The 18,434-nt window shown below is 72.2% G+C and carries 16 protein-coding genes; 3 read left to right on the forward strand and 13 right to left on the reverse strand.

Features of this window, described 5'->3' with window-relative positions; all coding sequences use genetic code 11:
- Positions 1–30 precede the first annotated feature (30 nt).
- Positions 31–1,509 (forward strand): PLP-dependent aminotransferase family protein, encoded by a 1,479-nt coding sequence (locus ABH927_RS24850; RefSeq protein ID WP_370025218.1) that lies wholly within the window; start codon positions 31–33, stop codon positions 1,507–1,509.
- Between the two features lie 43 nt (positions 1,510–1,552).
- Here ABH927_RS24850 and ABH927_RS24855 read toward each other — a convergent pair whose 3' ends face one another.
- The 7 genes from ABH927_RS24855 to ABH927_RS24885 form a co-directional block, all read right to left on the reverse strand.
- Positions 1,553–2,023 (reverse strand): hypothetical protein, encoded by a 471-nt coding sequence (locus ABH927_RS24855; protein ID WP_370025221.1) that lies wholly within the window; start codon positions 2,021–2,023, stop codon positions 1,553–1,555.
- Positions 2,024–2,230: 207 nt separating this feature from the next.
- Positions 2,231–3,031 carry a polysaccharide deacetylase family protein gene (locus ABH927_RS24860; RefSeq protein WP_370025223.1) on the reverse strand — a complete coding sequence of 267 codons (801 nt, stop codon included), beginning with the start codon at positions 3,029–3,031 and terminating at the stop codon, positions 2,231–2,233.
- On the reverse strand, positions 3,028–3,984 hold the full coding sequence (locus tag ABH927_RS24865; RefSeq protein WP_370025226.1) for a glycosyltransferase family 2 protein: 957 nt from the start codon (positions 3,982–3,984) through the stop codon (positions 3,028–3,030). Before ABH927_RS24865 ends, ABH927_RS24860 begins: the two co-directional genes overlap by 4 nt.
- Complete coding sequence (locus tag ABH927_RS24870) at positions 3,981–4,811, reverse strand: glycosyltransferase family 2 protein (RefSeq protein ID WP_370025229.1); 831 nt, start codon at positions 4,809–4,811, stop codon at positions 3,981–3,983. The genes ABH927_RS24865 and ABH927_RS24870 overlap by 4 nt, the downstream gene beginning before the upstream one ends.
- Before the next feature lie 247 nt (positions 4,812–5,058).
- Positions 5,059–5,424 carry a hypothetical protein gene (locus ABH927_RS24875; protein ID WP_370025232.1) on the reverse strand — a complete coding sequence of 122 codons (366 nt, stop codon included), beginning with the start codon at positions 5,422–5,424 and terminating at the stop codon, positions 5,059–5,061.
- Between the two features lie 294 nt (positions 5,425–5,718).
- Positions 5,719–7,419: an RNA polymerase sigma factor gene (locus ABH927_RS24880; RefSeq protein ID WP_370025234.1), complete on the reverse strand. Its 1,701-nt coding sequence runs from the start codon at positions 7,417–7,419 to the stop codon at positions 5,719–5,721.
- A 178-nt stretch (positions 7,420–7,597) separates the two neighbouring features.
- Positions 7,598–9,391, reverse strand: coding sequence for a substrate-binding and VWA domain-containing protein (locus ABH927_RS24885; protein ID WP_370025237.1), 1,794 nt, complete (start codon positions 9,389–9,391; stop codon positions 7,598–7,600).
- A 239-nt stretch (positions 9,392–9,630) separates the two neighbouring features.
- Here ABH927_RS24885 and ABH927_RS24890 point away from each other — a divergent pair, with 239 nt between their 5' ends.
- Both ABH927_RS24890 and ABH927_RS24895 read left to right on the forward strand, forming a co-directional pair.
- The gene (locus tag ABH927_RS24890) at positions 9,631–10,026 is read left to right on the forward strand and encodes a hypothetical protein (RefSeq protein ID WP_370025240.1); all 396 of its coding nucleotides are present in this window, start codon (positions 9,631–9,633) and stop codon (positions 10,024–10,026) included.
- Positions 10,027–10,080: 54 nt separating this feature from the next.
- Complete coding sequence (locus tag ABH927_RS24895) at positions 10,081–10,929, forward strand: TrmH family RNA methyltransferase (RefSeq protein WP_370025243.1); 849 nt, start codon at positions 10,081–10,083, stop codon at positions 10,927–10,929.
- Between the two features lie 223 nt (positions 10,930–11,152).
- On the opposite strand, the gene ABH927_RS24900 is transcribed toward ABH927_RS24895, so the two are convergent.
- The 6 genes from ABH927_RS24900 to ABH927_RS24925 all read right to left on the reverse strand — a co-directional run bounded on the left by ABH927_RS24900 (position 11,153) and on the right by ABH927_RS24925 (position 18,400).
- Positions 11,153–12,019 (reverse strand): D-alanyl-D-alanine carboxypeptidase family protein, encoded by an 867-nt coding sequence (locus ABH927_RS24900; RefSeq protein WP_370025246.1) that lies wholly within the window; start codon positions 12,017–12,019, stop codon positions 11,153–11,155.
- A 27-nt stretch (positions 12,020–12,046) separates the two neighbouring features.
- Positions 12,047–12,547 (reverse strand): DedA family protein, encoded by a 501-nt coding sequence (locus ABH927_RS24905; RefSeq protein ID WP_370025248.1) that lies wholly within the window; start codon positions 12,545–12,547, stop codon positions 12,047–12,049.
- A 106-nt stretch (positions 12,548–12,653) separates the two neighbouring features.
- The gene (locus tag ABH927_RS24910; RefSeq protein WP_370025250.1) at positions 12,654–15,986 is read right to left on the reverse strand and encodes a BTAD domain-containing putative transcriptional regulator; all 3,333 of its coding nucleotides are present in this window, start codon (positions 15,984–15,986) and stop codon (positions 12,654–12,656) included.
- Positions 15,987–16,099: 113 nt separating this feature from the next.
- Positions 16,100–16,285, reverse strand: coding sequence for a hypothetical protein (locus tag ABH927_RS24915; RefSeq protein ID WP_370025252.1), 186 nt, complete (start codon positions 16,283–16,285; stop codon positions 16,100–16,102).
- Between the two features lie 92 nt (positions 16,286–16,377).
- The gene (locus ABH927_RS24920; RefSeq protein WP_370025254.1) at positions 16,378–17,469 is read right to left on the reverse strand and encodes a lysylphosphatidylglycerol synthase domain-containing protein; all 1,092 of its coding nucleotides are present in this window, start codon (positions 17,467–17,469) and stop codon (positions 16,378–16,380) included.
- A gap of 133 nt (positions 17,470–17,602) precedes the next feature.
- Positions 17,603–18,400 carry a PIG-L deacetylase family protein gene (locus tag ABH927_RS24925; RefSeq protein ID WP_370025256.1) on the reverse strand — a complete coding sequence of 266 codons (798 nt, stop codon included), beginning with the start codon at positions 18,398–18,400 and terminating at the stop codon, positions 17,603–17,605.
- Positions 18,401–18,434: the final 34 nt, after the last annotated feature.

Here is an 18,434-nt window from a genome sequence, read left to right on the forward strand (position 1 = left end):
TTACGTTAGGCCGAAGTGGACTGGTGGAACATGTCCACTTACCGTCGCCAATGGGAGACCACTTTGCGCACGCACATCGACCTTCCGCTGGTCGTGGACCGGTCGGCGCCGGTGCCGCTGGCCGTACAGCTCGGGGACCAGCTCCGGGACGCCATGCGGAGCGGGGCGCTGAAGACCGGGGAGCGGCTGCCGTCCACCCGGGGGCTCGCGGGCGTGCTGGGCGTCAGCCGCACCGTCGTGACCGAGGCCTACCAGCAGCTCTACGCCGAGGGCTGGCTCGACGGGCGGCACGGGTCCGGCACCTACGTCGCGACGACGGGCGACAGCATGATCACGCGCGATGGTTCCGCTGGTCAGGGGCGGGAGCCGGGAATCCGTGCCAGATCACGAACGGGAAATGCGCAGGTGGGAGCGGGCGCCCGGGAATCTGTGCATGATCACCCCCTATTCGGCCCGGGGGTGGTGGACCTGCGGCCGGGGCGGCCGTGGGTCTTCGGATACGACGCGGCGGCCTGGCGGCGGGCCTGGCGGAGCGCCGGGGAGCTTCCGCCGTCCGACTGGCCCGACCCCTACGGTCATCCCGAGCTGCGGGAGCTGCTGGCCGGGCATCTCCGGCGGGCGCGCGCCGTCCCCGCCGGGGCGCCGAACGTGATGGTCACCCGGGGGACCGGCCACGGGCTCGACCTCATCGCGGCCACCCTCATCAGGCCCGGCGACAGAGTGGGAGTGGAGGAGCCGGGATACCGGAAGGCCCGGAACGTCCTGGCCGCACGGGGGGCCGAGATCGTCCCGTGTCCCGTGGACCGCCAGGGAGTCATGGTCGAGGGGCTTGCGGACGATCTGCGCGTCATCTACACGACTCCGGCCCATCAGTATCCCTGCGGGGGGCGGCTGCCGATCGCGCGCAGGGAGCGGCTCCTCGCGTGGGCCCGCCGCACCGGCGCGATCGTGATCGAGGACGACTACGACGCCGAGTTCCGCTACGACGTGGCGCCGCTGCCCGCGCTCTACGGCCTGGACCCCGGCCAGGTGGTGCTCCTCGGCACGCTGTCGAAGTCGCTCAGCCCGGACATCGGCCTCGGCTGGCTGGTGGCCTCCGAGGACCTGCTCGACGCGATCGCCCGGCGGCGGCACGATCTGTCCGACCGCACCTCCGGGCCGGTTCAGAAGGCGGTCGCCACCCTGCTGGAGCGCGGCGACCTCGACCGGCACCTGCGGAGGATGCGGCTGGAGTACGCCCGCCGCCGCGCCGCCATCGTGGACGCGCTCGGCCCCCTCGGCCCGCTCATCCGGGGGGACACCGCCGGGCTGCACGTCATGATCGAGCTTCCGGCGGAGGTCGTCCCCGGCCTGGTGAAGCGCGCCGAGGAGCGCGGCGTGCTGTTCGACACGACCGCGCGCCACCACCACGGCCCGCCCCGGGTGCACGGCATCGTGCTCGGGTACGGCTCGGCCTCGCTGGCCGACGTGAAACGCGGCTGCGCCGTGATCAGGGAGTTGCTGCCCTGAGGGACCTTCGGCGTGCGCATTCGTCCCTTACTTGACCGGTGCGCTAGATCACGCGCTCCAGGAGCCGGAAGTCCTCGCGCGGGCGGGGGAGCGCGAACTCCGGCGGCACGTCGCCGACGATTCGGGTGATGTCGATCGAGCCCGGATCGCCCTCGCACGCCCCCGGCACCTGGGAGTGGCCATAGTGCCCCCCGCGCGCCCACAGGCGGGCGCTCCGCTCGGCGGCGAGCGAGTGCGGGAACGGCAGGGGCGGCCCGGCCGGCCAGCGGCGCGGCACGTCCCACGAGTCGAGCCAGGCCAGGATCTCGTCGAGGCCGTCGAGCTTGGTGTCGGTGAACGGTTCGTGCGCCGAGCCGATGACCCGGATCTGCACGCAGGTCCGTCCGTTGCGGCCCCGCTCGGAGGGCAGGCCGCTCGCGGCCCGCATGGGCGGGAGCAGTTGGACGATCTCCCCGGCCACCGGGTTCCACACCAGGTGGGAGGGGCGTTTGAGCTGGATCAGCCGCTGGGCCACGGACCGCGCCGAGACCCCGTGGGGGTCAGCCGGCCAAATGAACCAGACAGCCCGCGGAGCTCCGCCGTACATCCGGCCGGAGTCCTCGGGGGAGGGAAGTCGACTGGCGCCGGGCAGCCATGCTTGGGCCACAATGCCCCCTCAAATCCTCGGTCGCGTGGTTTCTCCCCTTTCGCGCTTCCGCTGACACCTCGCGAAGCCTGATTGTTACTGGCCGGTGGCCATCCGGCCGAGGCCTCGCCGGGTGCGGCGGACGACGGCGTAACCGCTGGTGAGGATGCGTTCCTTGAGATAGACGAGAGGGACGCCACGCCCCTCCACGGCCAGCCGGAAGCGGGCCATCGTGGTGCTCCGCCCGACCGTCAGCCGGGGGATGGCGAGCAGGTCGTGGCGGTCGGCCGCGATCGCGTTGCTCACGGCGCACGCCGCCCAGTAGCCCGCCTTCCGCACCTCGCGGCGCACCCTCGCGCTGGAGTAGCCGTACGGGTAGGCCATGGTCGTCACCGGGCGGCCGATCCGGTCCTCCAGCAGCGCCTTGTTACGCCGCAGCTCCTGGCGGAGCTCGTGGTCGCGGAGCTGGTCGAGCTGGGGATGGCTGTGGCTGTGCCCGGCGATCTCCACGCCGTGCTCGGCGGCCTCGCGGGCCTGGCTCCACGACAGCATGCGGTCGAGCGGCCGGCCCGCTGCCTCGGTCCCGGCGTCGTGGACCCATCCGCTGGTCAGGAACACCGTGGAGGGGATGCCGAGGCGGTCGAGGACGGGCAGGGCTTGCGCGTGGAAGTCGGCGTAGCCGTCGTCGAAGGTGACCACCACCGGCCGGGCCGGCACCTCCCGCCCGGGGCGGTTGAGGGAGGCCACCAGCTCACTGACCGTCAGGGGCGTGAACCCGGCGTCCTTCAGGTAGCCCATCTGCTCGGCGAAGTCCCCCGGCCGTACGGCATGCGGTCGGGTGTCCCCGTTCGGGCGGTCCGTCACCGAGTGGTACATCAGGATGGGCACCCGGGTCATGAACGGACCTTCAGCCGCACGGTGCCCACCACGTAGCCCCAGGTCGTCCAGGCGAGGCCGATGACGATCGCCGCCGCGCGGCCCAGCCCCGCGAGGTCACCGCGTACGGCGTGGCCGAGCCCGCGGAGCACGCCCATGGGCAGCGTCTTGAACGTGTAGTCGCGCTCGCTGGAGAGCCCGTCGCCCGCGCCGACGCTGTGCGTGACCAGCGCCTTGGACAGCCCCTCGGCGTAGCACCTCGACCGGAAGTAGGCGAGCGTGGCACGCGCCTCCGGCACCTTGTGGCCGATGGCCGCGCCCGGCTCGAACAGCATCACCGAGCCGGGGCGCCGCTGCGACAGCCGGATGCAGAACTCGGTCTCCTCGCAGCCCAGGGGGAGGCTCCTGCGCCCCTGCACGTTGCGCCCGATCCCGGTGTGGAAGCCGCCGACCTCGCCGACGACCTCCCTGCGGAAGGCCGCGTTGCCGCCCATCACGTTGCGGATCCGGGCGCGCCGGTCGGGCATTCCCCGGTAGGTGCAGCCCACCGTCCAGTCGAACTCCTCGGGGAACCAGCGCGGGCGGCGGCCCGTCACCCACAGCGGCCTGGTGAGGCCGCCCACGCCGACCACGGCCGGATCGGCGAAGTCCGGCTCGAAGGCGGCCAGCCAGCCCGGGTCGGCCACGGCGTCGTCGTCGAGGAAGGCCACCACGTCGCCGGTCGCCGCCTCGACCCCCGTGTTCTTGCCGCCCGACAGCCCCCGCTCGTGGGCGTTCTCGACCACGATGGCGTCGGGATGCTCCCGCTTCAGCTTGAGGTGCAGGTCGGGATTGTGGTCCACCACGATGATCAGCTCATGCGGCTGCCGCCGCTGTCCGCGCACCGAGTCCACGGCCGCCCTGATGTCGTCCCAGCGATCCTCGGTGTAGACGCAGATGACGACGGACGTCCTCAGAGTCGTCGGCAGGGTCATGCCGCGCCCTGGTCGGCCGCCGCGGCGGGCGTGGGAGCCGGCTCCAGCCGGGCCGAGCGCCGCCGCTCCTTCACGATCGTCCGCAGGACCCGCAGCCCGTCCCGGACGGCCCGCAGGTTGCTCTCCCCGTGGATCCGGCAGCGCTCATGGCTCGGCACCTCGTGGATGCGCAGCCCCGCCTGGGCCGCGCGGATGTTCATCAGCGTCTCCACCTCGAATCCCTCGCAGTCGAGGTCGAGCACGGGGAGGTGGCGGGCCCAGAAGGCGTTGTAGCCGTAGCACAGGTCGGTGTAGCGGGTGCCGTAGATCCAGTTCACGAGCGTGCGGAGCACGGTGTTGCCCAGCCTGCGGCTGAAGGTGAGGTCGTCGCTGCCGCCTCCCGGGATGTACCGGGACCCCTTCGCGAAGTCGGCGCCGCTCACCAGCGTGCTGACGAACTGGATGATCTCGCGGCCGTCGGTGGAGCCGTCGGCGTCGATCATGACGATGATCTCACCGGTGCACGCGGCGAACCCCGCGGCCAGAGCGTCTCCCTTGCCCCGGCCGCGCTGGTGCACCACCCGGAGGGTCGGGCGCAGCCTGCGCGCGACCGCGACCGTCTCATCGGTGGAATGGCCGTCCACCAGCACCACCTCGTGGACCCACTGCGGCAGCGTGGCGAACACGTGAGGCAGGTTCTCCGCCTCGTTCATGGCCGGGATGACGACGCTCACGGTGGGGGCGACGGCGAGATGGGGACCAAGCGCTGTGTAGCGGTCCGCAGTCGGCAGCGACCGCAGGGTGGCGAACTGAGACTTGACGCTCTGCTCGGTGATCTCGGGACTCATGGTGACTGAAATGTCCTTCCGGGCGGTCTGTCATGAGCGGAGACTGCCAACGGACCGGCGCGACTGGATGGAGAGGCGGTCCATCCCGGTCTTGGGGCAGGAACTCGGGGGTGGGGTGGAGGGAGACGGGAACGCGAGCCCGGTCAGTGCCCGTGGAGGGGGTTCACGGATGACTCCGGCCGGGGTGCGGTACGCCGCCGGACGAGCTTCAGGGTTTCGAGCCCCCCGGCGCGGATCGTCGTGGTGATCACCTGGAGCCTGCCCCCTGTTCCACTGGTGCCTGTCTCCGGTAGAGCAACCGGATGACGAGCAGGAAGAAGCCGAGCACTCCGATGGTGGCCACCCCGGCGCGGGGAGACCAGGCGTCGAAGAGAAGCATGGCTTCGGCGAGTAGGACGTTGATTGTCAGACTTGCCGCTGCGCCCACCGTAAACATGGCGAGTGGGTCACGATCACGCAACAGTCCCGCGACCGCGGCACCGGGAACGACCAGGAGAAAGAGCGGCGTGAGGAAGACGCGGGCCGGGGTCTGGACGTCCGCCAGCGCGAGCACCGCGCCGGCTGCGCACGCCACGGCGAGCACGACCTTCACGACGGTGCCGTTCCTGCCCATGCTTCCTGACTCCTGGCTGGTAGAGGCCCTGGGGCCACTGTGACCTCGGATGGCGGCCCGTTCATGGGACCAACCGGCGTCACCGGACGTCAATGGCGACGCCTCAGGTGAGTCACGGGTTTACCGGATCACTGGGGAGAGCCGTGATGTTATCCGACATGTTGTAGGACGCTCACGCTCGGGCACAGGTTAGGCCGGACAGTAAGGTGATCAGTCAAGGGCTAAATAGGTCACTCAGGCGTCAATTAGGAGAAAAGCCAAATTTCGGGCCGCGATTTACCGGCCGGATTGCGGTCAGGGCGTGGCCGGGGCCGATGAGGCCAGCGACGAGGGCGAGGCCGACGGGTCGTCCGCGGGCGGGGTGGTCGGGGGATCCGACGGTGTGTCCGTGCCTCCGTCCCCGCCCTCTCCGTCGTCCTGCCCGTCCCAGGAGACCCGGCAGGACGGGTTGCCCGCGGCCGACCGGAAGGTGATCAGGCCGCGGCCCGGCGAACCGGGGTCCTCGACGGCGAGCATGATCCGGCCGTTCGCCCCCGCCCTGAGCCTGCCCCGGCTCGGCGCGACGATCACCCCTTCCGAGGTGGTCGCCGTCCACTCCACGTCGGCGTTGCGGGCGGACAGGGTGATCACGCCTCCGGCGGCCGGGCCGAGACTCCCGGGGCAGCTCGCCGACAGCGCCGCCACGCCGCCGGGCCTCGCATGCGGGGTCCGGAGGGGTCGCCGGACCGGCCGGGTGGTGGCGGTCGGCCCAGTCGTCGGCCCAGTCGTCGGCGCGGTCGTCGGCGCGGTCGTCGGCGTGGCCTGCTCGCTGGGGTCCGCCGGGTCCGCCGATTCGCTTGGGCCGGCGGCTTCGGCCGGGTCGGCCGGGTCGGTCGTGTCGCCCTCCGACGGGCCGGGCATCAGCGTGCCGGGCGGGGCCGGTGCGGGGTCCATCGCCTCCAGGTGGCTGGCGGGCGCCTGCCCGGAGACCAGCGCCACCGCGCCTGCCGTACCGAACACGCAGGCCGCCGCCAGCAGGATCGGCGTCACGCGCCGTGCCCGCCCGTCTGCCCGCCCGTCTGCCCGCCCGTCCGCTCGCCGGTCATGGGAACCGCGCCGCCCACGGGTCCGTTCCCTGTCCCGGCGGGACCGCCTCTCGGTCACCACCGGAAAGCCCTGCCGATCGAGGTGGCTCCCCTGCTCGGTGATGGCCGTCCTGGTCGTGTCGCGCTCGGGGTTGACGCAGGTGTCGATGACCCGGCGGCGCAGCGACAGGGGAGGGAACGCGATGGGGAGCATGTCGAGCAGCCGGCCCGCGGAGACGTGCCGGTGACGGCCCTCCGTGCAGACCTTGCAGCCGCTGATGTGCCGGCTCAGCCGCTTGCGGAGCATCGGGCTGAGCGGGCCGTCCTGCCACGACGCGCCGACGCCGATGTCCACCAGGGCGGACAGGTCCGGGCAGTGGGCGCGCCCCGTCCGGGCCAGGATGATGGCCGCCGCGGAGTTCTCCAGCTGGTCGCGGGCCCGTGCCAGGCGGGCGGACGCCTGCCGCGAGGTGAGGCCGAGCACCGTCCCCACCTCGGCGGGGGTGAGCTCGTGCCTGGCGGACAGCTCCAGCACCTCGCGCTCGTGCCGGCCCAGCTCGGAGAGCGCCTCGGACACCAGCGCGCTGAGCTCCGGGTCCGCCGAGTCCTCCAGCACGGCCGTCGGCCCGGTGCCGCCGGTGGGCGTCCGGCCGCCCGAGCGCGCCGCGCACTGGAACCGGGTCAGCGCGTACAGCCAGGCCCGCAGCCGCACCGGCTCCTTCAGCCGGTGCGCGGACCCGTGGGCCGTCACCAGCGCGTCGTGTACGGCTTCCGCGGCGAGCTCCTGGTGGTGGAGCAGCGAGTGGGCGTAGTCACTGAGCCGGTCGGCGTACGCGTCATAGAGACTGGCGGGCGCGTGCGTGTCCGCGCGCCGAAGCGCCTCCAGCAGTTGATGATCGTCGGCACGACCGACGTCCGGCCATCCGGGCAACGAACATTCCTCCCCGTTCGACGGAACCAGATCTCGCCAGTCCCCACACGAGAAGGACGCCGCCTCCGCGGGCCTCGTTTACCCCTTCGCCGACCATGCTCAACCGGCATGACCTGCGAAAACTGATGCGCGAGCCGACCTCTGGGACCTCTGTGAAAGGGGGTCCCAGAGGGACCGGCTACTGCTGGCCGGCGGCCCCGCAGTCCGGGGCGCAGAGGCGGCGGGCGATGCCCTTCAGGAAGATGTTGCGGATCTCCAGCACCGTCTGCGGGAAGAACGCCGCGCCTCCGGTGGCCTTGGCGATCGAGGTCATCTGCGCGCGGTTCTCGTCCTTCGTGGTGTTGAACGAGATGATCAGGATGTTTACCGGCCTCTTCGGGTCGTACGCCTGCTTCAGCTTCCGCAGGATCTGCGGGTTGGAGATGCCGCCGTTGGGGTCGTCGTTGCCGACTCCGTCGGTGAACAGGATGATCGTGTTGACCTTGTCGGCCTCGTACTCCTGGGTCATCTTCTGGTAGGCCGCCCAGAGCGTGTCGTTCAGGCCGGTGTTGCCGGTCTTGATGGCCCGCAGCTGCCGCAACCCCTGCGCGATGAGGTCGCGACGGGTCACCCCGTTGATCTGCTGGGCCAGCGGGCCCATCGGCACGATCTCCTTCCAGTCGACCCCCTCGCCGCGGAGGTTGTCCGAGAAGACCCAGGTGCCGATCTCGGTCTTCTCCGGGAACAGCTTCAGGCCCTCCTGCGCGACACCCGAGATGGCGCGCATGCGGCTGACCCCCGTGCTGTCGGCGGGAAGCGCCATGGTGCCGGAGATGTCGAGCAGGGCCAGCAGCTTGGTGCCCAGCTTGATCTGGTGCCATGCCTGGGCGAGCTTCGTGATGGTCGCGGCGTCGGGGAGCGGGAGCTCGACCGGCTTCTTGGCGCTCACGCCGTTCTCGGCCTTGAGCAGCCCGCCGCCCTTGCCGTCAGGCGTACGGAAGCCGTAGTCCTGCACCGTCTTGCGCCCGGAGGCCGAGGTCAGCTCGGCGGCGAACGACTCGGCCGCCTTGCGGACCGCGTCGCTCTTGGCCGTGATGACGATCGGGTAGTCGAGGCTGACCGTGCCCTCCGCCGGGTAGAGCGCGACGGCGGGGTTCGACGGGGTGGTCTTGGTGTTGAACGCCCAGACCGACTGCTCGGAGGCGACGCCGACCGGGATGCGCGCGGCGGCCTTTGTGAGGGTGGCGAACAGGCTGTCGGGGGAGGGCACCGTTGACTCCGACAGCTGGCGCAGCACGCCGACGAGGACCTCCTCGCCGCCGCCCGCGGCCTTGAGGACGTTGGCCCCCGCGAGGAGGGCGCCCAGCCCGGCGGCGTTCTGGGTCGGGTCGAGCGCCAGCACCCGCACCTTCTTGGCGAGGCCGTCGGGGTTCCCGGCGTTGGCGGCGCTCATGAGGCCGGTCCAGCTCGCCGGGCTGAAGGCCGCCTGGAGCTTCTCGGCCCCGGCCTTCGACGCCGTCAGCACGATGGGGGAGTGGGCGGCGCTGCCCGCCGGCTTCGCCGATCCGTCCTTCGTCAGGCCGGCCAGCCACAGGCTGGAGTCGGGCACCCAGATGTCCGGGTCCACCTTGGCGTTGGTGGGGCCGCTGCCCGACATCGCGTTGGCCACGTCGGCGGAGTCGGCGGCCTTGACCGTGACCGCCACGCATTTGCCGTCGATTGCCTTGCCCGCCTGGGTGAACCTGCCCGCGACCTTCTGGACGGCGGGCTGGATGTCCGGCGAGGCGACCACCGACAGGGCGATCTTGTCGCTGCCGCAGCTCGGGTTCTTGTTCACGACCACGTAGGCCGCGACGCCGAGGAGCACGGCCAGGGCCACCGCGCCGGCCAGCGGGACGAACACCCTGCCCCGGCTGGCACGCCGGCGCGGTGGCGGATCGTTATAGGGGTTGAAGCCGCCCTCGAGTTCGTCTGTGCGGTGCCGTCCGCCCACGGTGTCCTCTTTGATGTCGAGTGGCCTCCGACAGTGCGCGCCTCTGCGGGACCATATGGGAGTTCCTGCGTAATGCTTACGGAACGATACTGGCAAGGCCAACAGGGGCAAAACGCCGGTTTTGGTGCTGTGATTACCAAAGGTTATGAAATCTGCGCATCTTGTGAGTCGAGTTGCGATATGTCTTGACAGTGGCCGGACGCGTTGTATCGTCTTGCGCAAAGTGAGGGGAGCAGCCGGTGACGATGGTCGTGGACGGCGCCGCGGCCCCGGCCCGCGGGGAACCATCCCGGCGGCGGCTCGGCGATCTGGTCTTCATCGAGTTCGCGGATCCGGGCTGGACGCCGGAGATCAGGCGGGCGCTGCGGGAGCTCGGCTGCCTGCGGGAGATCGCGGTGAGCGGCCGGATGGGCCGGGCGTGGACCGATCCCGGCATGGGCTTCGCCGTTGTCCGGACGCTGCGCTCGCTCGGTCTCGAACTCGCGCTCCTGACCCTTCAGTGGCGGCGCGAGTGGCCTCACCTCCAGCCCCCACGTACGGCAGGCCCCTCAGGTGCGGTCGCTCCCGGCGGCGGCATGCTGACCAAGCTGGTCGTCGTCACGACCAATCCGGGCGCGCTCGCCGCGCCCCGGTGAGCCCTGTCGGCCGCCGGATCGGGGCATATGCCGCGCAGGCCGTACCCTTGGCGGGTGGTCATCGGAGTCGAAGACGCCGCCGATCCCCGCCTCGCGGACTACGTGCGCCTGCGCGACGTGGACCTGCGCAAGAGCCTTGAGGGGGAGCGCGGGCTTTTCGTGGCGGAGGGGGAGAAGGTCATCCGGCGGGCCGTCGCGGCCGGGCATCCGGTCCGGTCGGTGCTGACGACCGCCAAGTGGCTCGACCAGCTCACCGACGTGATCGAGGGCGTCACGGTCTACGTGGTCTCCGACGAGGTCATGGAGGGGATCACCGGTTTCCAGGTGCACCGGGGCGCGCTCGCCTCGATGGAACGGCTCCCGCTGCCGCCGGTCTCCGGCCTCCTCTCCGGCGTCCTGCCCGGCGCCCGGCAGCCCCGCCGGATCGTCGTGCTGGAGGACCTCGTCGACCACGGCAACGTCGGGGCGATCTTCCGCTGCGCGGCGGCGCTGGGCGTCGACGCCGTGATCCTGTCGCCGCGCTGCGCCGACCCCCTCTACCGGAGGTCCGTGAAGGTCTCCATGGGCGCGGTGTTCGCCATCCCGTACGCCCGTATGGCCGACTGGCACGGTGGCCTGGCCGAGATCCGCGAGGCGGGGTTCCAGCTCCTCGCCCTCACGCCGGACCAGTCCGCCGTGCCGCTGGACGAGGTCCCGCTCGTGGACCGGGTCGCGCTGATGCTCGGGTCGGAGGGCGACGGCCTGTCCTCCCACTGGCTGCACGAGGCCGACCATCCGGTGTGCATCCCGATGAGCCGCGCCGCCATGGACCTGGGCGTCGACTCCCTCAACGTCGTGGCCGCCGCCGCCATCGCCTGCCACGGCCTGATGCGCGGCTACAGACTCCTGCCCCTATCGCCGTGATCATGCAGGGTTTCCCGGGGAGCGCGGGGACGTGGGGTTTCCTGGATCGTGATCATGCATGGGTTCCGCCGCACGTGGTCTGATCAGCGCCGGCACCGTCGGTGATCATGCGGTGTCCGCCCGGTGGGCGCACCCTCGTCATGCATGATCACGCCGCGCGAAGCGCCAGGTGGGACGGTGTGAACGGGAACATGTGCATGATCACGCGGCGGTCGCGCGGCGATCACGCGGCGGGGGTGTCGGCAGTGCCGTCGTCGTCGTCGCCGGACATCTCGTCGCCCACCCAGCGCAGGAGCTTGCGGGCGGTCGCGAAGCGGCCGGCGTCGCTCACGTCGCCCAGCACGACGCCGATGAACGTGTGGCCGTTCCGCACGGCCGCGAACGTGAGGCAGTATCCGGCCTTCTGCGTGTATCCGGTCTTCAGCCCGAGGGTGCCGTCGTCGCCCAGCAGCTTGTTCGTGTTGTGCCAGACGTGCGCCCGATGGAGGCCCGTCTTCGTCAGGACGCGCTCACGGCTCTTCGCGATCGTCGCGATGACCGGGTCCTTCAGCGCCAGGCCGGCCAGCGCCGCCTGGTCGCGCGCCGTCGAGTACGCGCTGGACGGCAGGCCGTCGGGGTTGGTGTAACGCGTGTCGGCCAGCCCGAGGGAGCGGGCCGCCGCGTTCATCCTGGCCACGAACTTCGGCGTGCCCGGGCCGTACCGCTCGGCCAGCGCGTGGGCCGCGTCGGCCCCCGAGGGGAGCATGAGCCCGTAGAGCAGGTCGCGGACCGTCAGCCGCTCGCCCGCCCGCAGGCCGGCGTGCGTGGCCCCGCTCGTGGCGGCGTGCCGTACGTCCGCCTTGGTGATCGTGACGACGTCGTCCAGCCTGGCCTGCTTCCGCACGACGTAGGCGGTCATGACCTTGGTGAGGCTCGCGACCGGCACGCGTCGCGTGTCCCGCTTGGCGAACTGGATCGTTCCCGCCGTGGCGTCCACCAGGTAGGCCTCGCGGGCGGTGACCGGAGGAGCGTCCGCCGCGGCGGCCGTCGTGCCGACCAGGGAAGGGGTGAGGAAGGCCGCCGCCAGCACGCCGAGTAGCCCGATACGCATCCCGACATGATCGCATGACGCGGATGGTCAGGAGGCCACGGGCGCCTTCCGGCCCCTCCGCCGCCACATGAGGTAACCCGCGACCGCCGCGGCGACGACCGCGAGGACCGCGACGGCCAGCGCGGGCGACCGCACGGCGAGCCCGGCCCAGGCCCACAGGAGGGAGTAGAGCCCGAACGCCGTGATCGGCACCCACGTCAGGCAGCCGAGAGCGCTCGCCACGAGATACCACCGGTAGTCGACCCGCAGCGCCCCGGCGACCCAGGGCAGCGTGTGCCGCAGGCCCGGCACCCAGAAGCAGCCGTACACGGCGAGGGCGCCCCACCTGCGTACGACGTTCTCGACCTGGACGATCCGCTGCCGTCCGAGCTTCCTGCCGGCGCGCGACCGGTAGAGCGCCTCGCCCAGCTTGCGGCCGACCCAGTAGTAGACCTGGAACGCGCCGAACAGCGCCACCGCTCCGATCGCGACCACGAGCCACAGCGGCAGGCCGAGGATCGAGGCGGACGTGGGGTCGGGTATCCGCACCTGCTCTCACCGCCGGTCACAGAGTTCCTGAGCTGTTCCTAGGACATTCCTAACTTAGGCCATTGCTAAGGTCAGCCTTACCTTGCCCTTGCCGTCCGTTCGCCGGTCACCCGTGCCCGCCGAGGGCCTGGCGGGCGTCCTCGACCCAGCGCGGCACGCCCACCCGCTCGGCCACGGCCAGCGCCTTGTCGTAGTGCTCGCGGGCGGGCAGGCCGAGCCGTACGGCGAGATCGCCGAGCGTCTTGGCCACCGGCCAGAGGGCGACCACGCCCGTGCCCGCCCCGCCGATCCGATCGTGGAAGGGCGCGAGCTTCTCGTACGCCTCCCGCATCCGGTCGGCGTCGTCGAGCAGCATCCCGGCCAGCGCCCGCCAGATCAGGCCCAGCTCATAGAGGAAGTCCGTCCGCACCGGCTCCCGCGTGGTGGCGATCACCCGCGCGTCCTTGTCGTGACCGGCGGAGGCCAGCGCGACGGCGTACGGGTCCAGCGTCCACTTGGCCCCGCGCTGGTGCGCCTCTCCGAGCGGCTCGACCATCTCGGCCGCGCGGCCGTCCACCAGATGCAGGCAGAACGTGGCGATCAGCGGCAGGTCCTGCCGGCCCTCCAGCATGCCGGCCCTGGCGGTCAGCCTGGCCGCGTTCCGGTAGGCCCGCTCGGCCCCGGCGTAGTCGCCGGTGATCATCAGCCGCTGCCCGGCGTACCAGGCACCCACGGCGGCGGGGGCGGGCAGGTCGTACTGCCGGCCGAGCCGCTCGGCCTGCGCGAGATGCGCGTCGGCCTCGGCGAAGTCGCCCCGGGCCGCCGCGCACTCCAGCAGCACCAGATGGGCGAGCGTCTGAACCGCGATCTGGCCCGACTCCGCGCCGACCCGCAGCAGCTCGCGGCCGATCGTCTCGCGCTCGTCCACCTGCGTGAGCGTGTACGACTGGCGGAGCCGCCCGCTGAGCGCCATCGCGAGCAGGGCGGGGTCGCCGCTCGACCGGGCCAGTTCCTCGGCCTCCAGGGACGCCTGGTAACCGCGCTGCGTGGCGGAGCCCTCCAGCTCCAGCGCGAGCGTGGCCAGCAGGCTCGCCCGCAGCGACTGCTCGCCCGGTGGCAGCTCGACGAGGGCCTTCTCGGTGACGTCGACGATCTCCCACGCCGTGCGCGTGAAGTCGCGGGCGATGCCCTTGTGCGGGACCGCCAGCGCCGCCGCGACCCGCGCGGTGAGCTCCAGGTCGCCGAGGGGCAGGGCCACGTCCATGGCGTCGCGGCGGTGCGCGCGGGCGGCGGTCATGTCACCGCACAGGGCGAGCGCCCGGATGAGGCGGAGCTGCAACTCCAGCCGGTCCTTCACGCCGCCGCCACCACCGGCGTGGGCGCGGTCGAAGGCCGCGATGGCCTGCTGCCACAGCGAGGCCGCCTCCCGGTGCGCGAACCGCCGCTCGGCCTGCTCGGCCGCCAGCCCCGCATACCGTACGGCTTTCGCCGCCGTCTCCACCGTCCCGGCCGCGTCGTAGTGGTGGGCCAGCGCCGCCACGTCGCCCGGGGCGCGCCGCTCGATCACCGAGGCCACCGCCCCGTGCAGGCGCGACCTGCGCAGCCGGGAGGCATCGGAGTAGATCGTGTCCCTGACCAGGTCGTGGTCGAACCGGAGCAGCCCGGGGCCCGGCTCCGTCACGAGCCCGGCCAGCAGCGCCGCCTCCACCGCGTCCACCACGGCGTCCTCGTCGCCGGACACGTCCACCAGGACGTCCACGTCCACGTCGCGGCCGATCACCGCGGCCTGCAGCAGCACCTGCTGGGCCCGCTCGGGCAGCCGGGCGATCCGCCGCCGCAGGACGTCGCGGACCCCGGAGGGCACCTCTGAGATGTCCGCCTCGGCCTCGAACAGGCGGACGGTCTCCTTGATGAAGAACGGGTTGCCCCCGGCCCGCTCGACGATCGTGCTGACGACCTCGTCGTCCACGTCCCGCACGCAGGTCGCGCGGACCAGCTCGGCCACCGAGGCGTCGTCGAGCCCGTCGAGGCCCACCCGCACCGGCTGGAGCCGGGCGAGCGCGGCCAGCACGTCCTGCTGCTGGTCGTTCAGCTCGCCGTCGCGGCAGGTGACGACCATCAGCACCCGGCTGGCGGCGAGCAGGCTGGGCAGCGCGCGGAGCAGGGCGAGCGTCTGGTCGTCGGCCCAGTGCAGGTCCTCGAGGACGATCAGCAGCGGGGCCTCGCGGGCGACGGCCGACAGGTAACCGCCGACGGCCCGGTGCAGCCGGAAGCCGCCCGACGCCTCGTCGTCTCCGGTGTCCGGCGTGGCGTCGTCGAGCAGCGGGGCCAGCAGCGCGGCGTATTCGCCCGCGCCCCTCCTCGCGATGAGCGTCCGCAGCACCTCGACCCACGCCCAGCCCGGCGGGGTCGCGCTGCTGTCCGGACAGCCGCCCGCGGCCGCCACCCATCCCTCGGCTTCGAGCTGGCCGGACAGCTGCCGTACCAGTGTGGTCTTGCCCGCGCCCGGGTCGCCGCCGATCACGGCGACCGTGAAACGCCCCGCCTGCGCGCGCGGCGCGGCGGCCGCCAGCGTGGTCAGCTCGGCGTCGCGCCCCACGAACGGCTCGGGTTCGAGGGGCGGCAAGGCTCCCGTCTCGATCGGCCGGGGCGGCCACGTCGCCGTGATCTCCACGGCGCGGCGGGCGGCCGGGAGGACCAGGTCGAGCCCCGAATCCTGGGACAGGATGTCGGACTCCAGCTTCCGCAGCGCGGGCCCGGGGTCGATGCCCAGCTCGTCGTCCAGGATCGCGCGGGCCTTGCGGAGCGCGGCCAGCGCGTCGCCCTGCCGCCCGCAGCGGTAGAGGCCCAGCGCGAGCAGCCGCCAGCCCTCCTCGCGCAGCACGTGCTGGGTGGTCAGCGCCTCCAGGTCGGGCACTGTCTCGGCGTGCAGGCCCATCCGGAGACCCGCGTCGGCGTGCCGCTCGCGGGCGACCAGCCGCAGCTCGCTCAGCCGTGCGACCTCGGCCTCCGCCCACGGCTGGTCCGCGAAGTCGGAGTACGGCGTGCCCTGCCAGAGGCCGAGCGCCGATTCGAGCCTGGCCCGCGCGGCCTGGGGGTTGTCGTCCAGCCGCTCTCCGGCCGACCGGACGGTCGCCTCGAAGCGCAGGGCGTCCACCTGCTCGGGCGCGGCGCGCAGGGCGTAGCCGGACGCCACCGTCACGAGCAGCCGGTTCGGCCCGCCGCGTGGCCGGTTGGGTTCGAGGACCCGGCGCAGCCGCGAGATGTAGACCTGGAGCCCCGACTGCGCGCCCTTGGCGGCGTCGTCGTCCCACAGGTCGAATAACAGGGTGTCCACGGGGACGACCTGGCCGCGCGCCACGAGCAGGCGGGCCAGTACGGCACGCTGCCGCAGGCCGCCGAGGTCGAGCTCCCCGGCGCCGTCGTACGCCTCCACCGGGCCGAGGACCCGGAACGCCACGGCACTGGTGAGGTGCCCTGAACCTGCCGGCCCCGGATTTGCGGGCCCCAGATTTGCGGGCCCTGGAGTTGTCGGCCCTGGATTTGCGGGCCCTGGATTTGTCGGCACAGAGCTCATCGGACGCTCATCCGCCGCCGCGCCGTGCCCGTGCCCATGCCCGTGCCTATGCCCGTGCTCACGCCCGTGCCTGTGATCGCGCTCGTGGTCATGCCCGTGGTCGTGCGTGTGGTCATGCGCATGTGGTCGCCGCCGGGCGATCGTCGCACGCCGTGCTCGCCCGCTCCTGCTTGCCGCTCCATGTCAGCCGCAACGGTATGCGCGCCCGCGAAGCGGGCACAAGGTCTTTGCCAACGCCGACACCCTCACTCTCCCAGACTGTGATCCTAGGTGATCACGTGGCCCGGGTTGGGGGAACGGCGAGCGCGGCCTCGGACTCGGACCTGGCCTGGGCGGCGCGGCCGTCGCGCCTGCGGAGCAGCGCCCATCCGCCCAGCGCCAGCCCGCCCCAGGGGATCTCGATCGTGTACGTCCAGAAGCCGAAGAGAATGGCGGCCGCGGTGGCTCCGCTCGCGGGCTGTCCGAACGCGCCGATCAGCAGGGCGGCCACACCGCCCTCCATGATCCCCGCGCCGCTCGGCGTGACGAGGGCCGTGGTCAGCACCCGGCTCAGCGCGAAGACGGCGACCGTCTCGGCCGGGCCGGGATAGGAGCCGGTGGCCATGAGACAGGCGGCCATGATCAGGCACTGGAGAACGAGGAAGCTGATCATGCCGAGCGAGAGGCCGAGCCACTTCCTGTGGATGATCTCCGCGGTGTCCCGGCGGAGCCGTTCGATGGCCGCCGAGGCGGCGTGCTCGGCGGGCCGGAACCTGGGAGGCGCGAGCCGTACGAGACCGTCGAGGGCCCGGCCCAGGGCGCCCGCGGCGCGGTCCCAGTAGAGCGCGGCGGCCACGACGGCGACCAGCGCCAGGATGGAGACGGCTCCCGCCCATCCGGCCTTGGCCACCGTGGGGTTGGTGGCCTTGCCCGCCATGAGCAGGCCGAGGATGCCCACGGCGGGCAGGATGAACCGGAACAGGGAGTTCCAGATGCCGGTGACCAGGGTGTAGACGACGATCGGGCGGTTGGCGAAGCCCCAGCCCCGGGTCATGCCGAAGGTCACGGCGACGCCGGCCGCTCCGCCGAACGGCAGCAGGTTGCTGACCGCGCTCCCGGCCGCGTTGAGCGTCAGCGCCTGCAGGTGGGTGAGGCCGGGCAGCGCCGAGGTCATCACGAAGGTGTACGCCCAGAGGCTGGCCAGCCACAGCGCCGTCATCAGGGCGATCGTCTGCCAGCTCAGCCTGCCGAACTCGCGGCCGATCTCATGCCAGCTCACCTTGGCCCCGGTCAGCGCGTGCACGATCTGCGGCAGGTAGACGACCAGCGCGACGGCCAGCGCGAGAGACGCCGTGGAGAGGGCGATCTGCAGCCACTTCTTGTTCACTCGCGACGCCCCCACTTGTCTCGGTCCCCTCCAGTCTGCCGGGAGATCGTAGTGGCGGTCTCCTCCTGGGGGATGATCGAACCCCTAGGGGACGCCGATCAGCGCCGATCAGCGCCGATCCAGGGGGTGTCGATCAGGGGGTGTCGAACGGGTGCCGCAGCCTGGTGCCGGGCGGAAGGCCGCGCCGTACGTACCACTCGGTGCCGAAGACGAAGCGGTACACCAGGCGGGGGATCTTCAGCATGGCCCCCAGCGTCCGGTCTCCGTCGCCGCCCGTGGCCTGGCTCGCGTGGGCGGCCATCGCGGCCCGCTTCGCCCTGGCGAACCTGCGGACGTTCACCCGGTGGGTGATCACCTCGCTGGGGGAGTAGGCGCGCTCGAAGCTCCTGACGTCGATGGAGGGATAGAAGCGGGCGGCCAGCCGCACCCCCTTGAGGAGCGGGTCCCGGTTCGCCGTCGCCTCCAGCACGATCGGCGTTCCGGCGATCTCTGCCGCCCGCGTGCCGACTCGGTAGACCTGGACGTGGTCGGGATGGCCGTACCCGCCGGAGGGGTCGTAGATCGTGACCAGGTCGGCGGTCTCCTCCTTGAGGATCGCGGCCAGCCGCTGCGCCGCCTCCTCGATGTCGGCGTCGATGAACGCGTTCTCCGGGCGGTCGTCCGCCACGCCGCCGTCGATGGCCAGGCCGGAGTCGCCGTACCCGAGCTGCACGACCCGGGCGCAGCCCAGCGCTGCCGCCGACTTGTGAAGCTCGTCCATCCTGGTCCTGGCGAGCTCGTCGCCGTGCGGAAGCTCGGCCAGGCCGCGCTCCCCGGCGGTCGCCACGACCAGCACGACCCGGTGCCCCTCGCTCGCCAGCATCGCCATGGTCCCGGCGGTCAGCAGCGCCTCGTCATCGGGATGGGCGTGGAAGAACACCGCCGTTTTCATCCCGGCTCCCTTGTCCCGGCTGCCGAACGTTGTC

This window comes from Planotetraspora sp. GP83 (assembly GCF_041262585.1).
Classification (GTDB): Bacteria; Actinomycetota; Actinomycetes; order Streptosporangiales; family Streptosporangiaceae; genus JAOEGB01.

Excerpts from the sequence above, each read along its gene's own strand:
- ABH927_RS24850 (WP_370025218.1), top strand. The coding sequence starts at position 31 with ATGTCCACTTACCGTCGCCAATGGGAGACCACTTTGCGCACGCACATC.
- ABH927_RS24865 (WP_370025226.1), bottom strand. The coding sequence starts at position 3,984 with ATGACCCTGCCGACGACTCTGAGGACGTCCGTCGTCATCTGCGTCTAC.
- ABH927_RS24900 (WP_370025246.1), bottom strand. The coding sequence starts at position 12,019 with ATGCGTATCGGGCTACTCGGCGTGCTGGCGGCGGCCTTCCTCACCCCT.
- ABH927_RS24925 (WP_370025256.1), bottom strand. The coding sequence starts at position 18,400 with ATGAAAACGGCGGTGTTCTTCCACGCCCATCCCGATGACGAGGCGCTG.
- ABH927_RS24915 (WP_370025252.1), bottom strand. The coding sequence starts at position 16,285 with ATGGAGCGGCAAGCAGGAGCGGGCGAGCACGGCGTGCGACGATCGCCC.
- ABH927_RS24870 (WP_370025229.1), bottom strand. The coding sequence starts at position 4,811 with ATGAGTCCCGAGATCACCGAGCAGAGCGTCAAGTCTCAGTTCGCCACC.
- ABH927_RS24875 (WP_370025232.1), bottom strand. The coding sequence starts at position 5,424 with ATGGGCAGGAACGGCACCGTCGTGAAGGTCGTGCTCGCCGTGGCGTGC.
- ABH927_RS24860 (WP_370025223.1), bottom strand. The coding sequence starts at position 3,031 with ATGACCCGGGTGCCCATCCTGATGTACCACTCGGTGACGGACCGCCCG.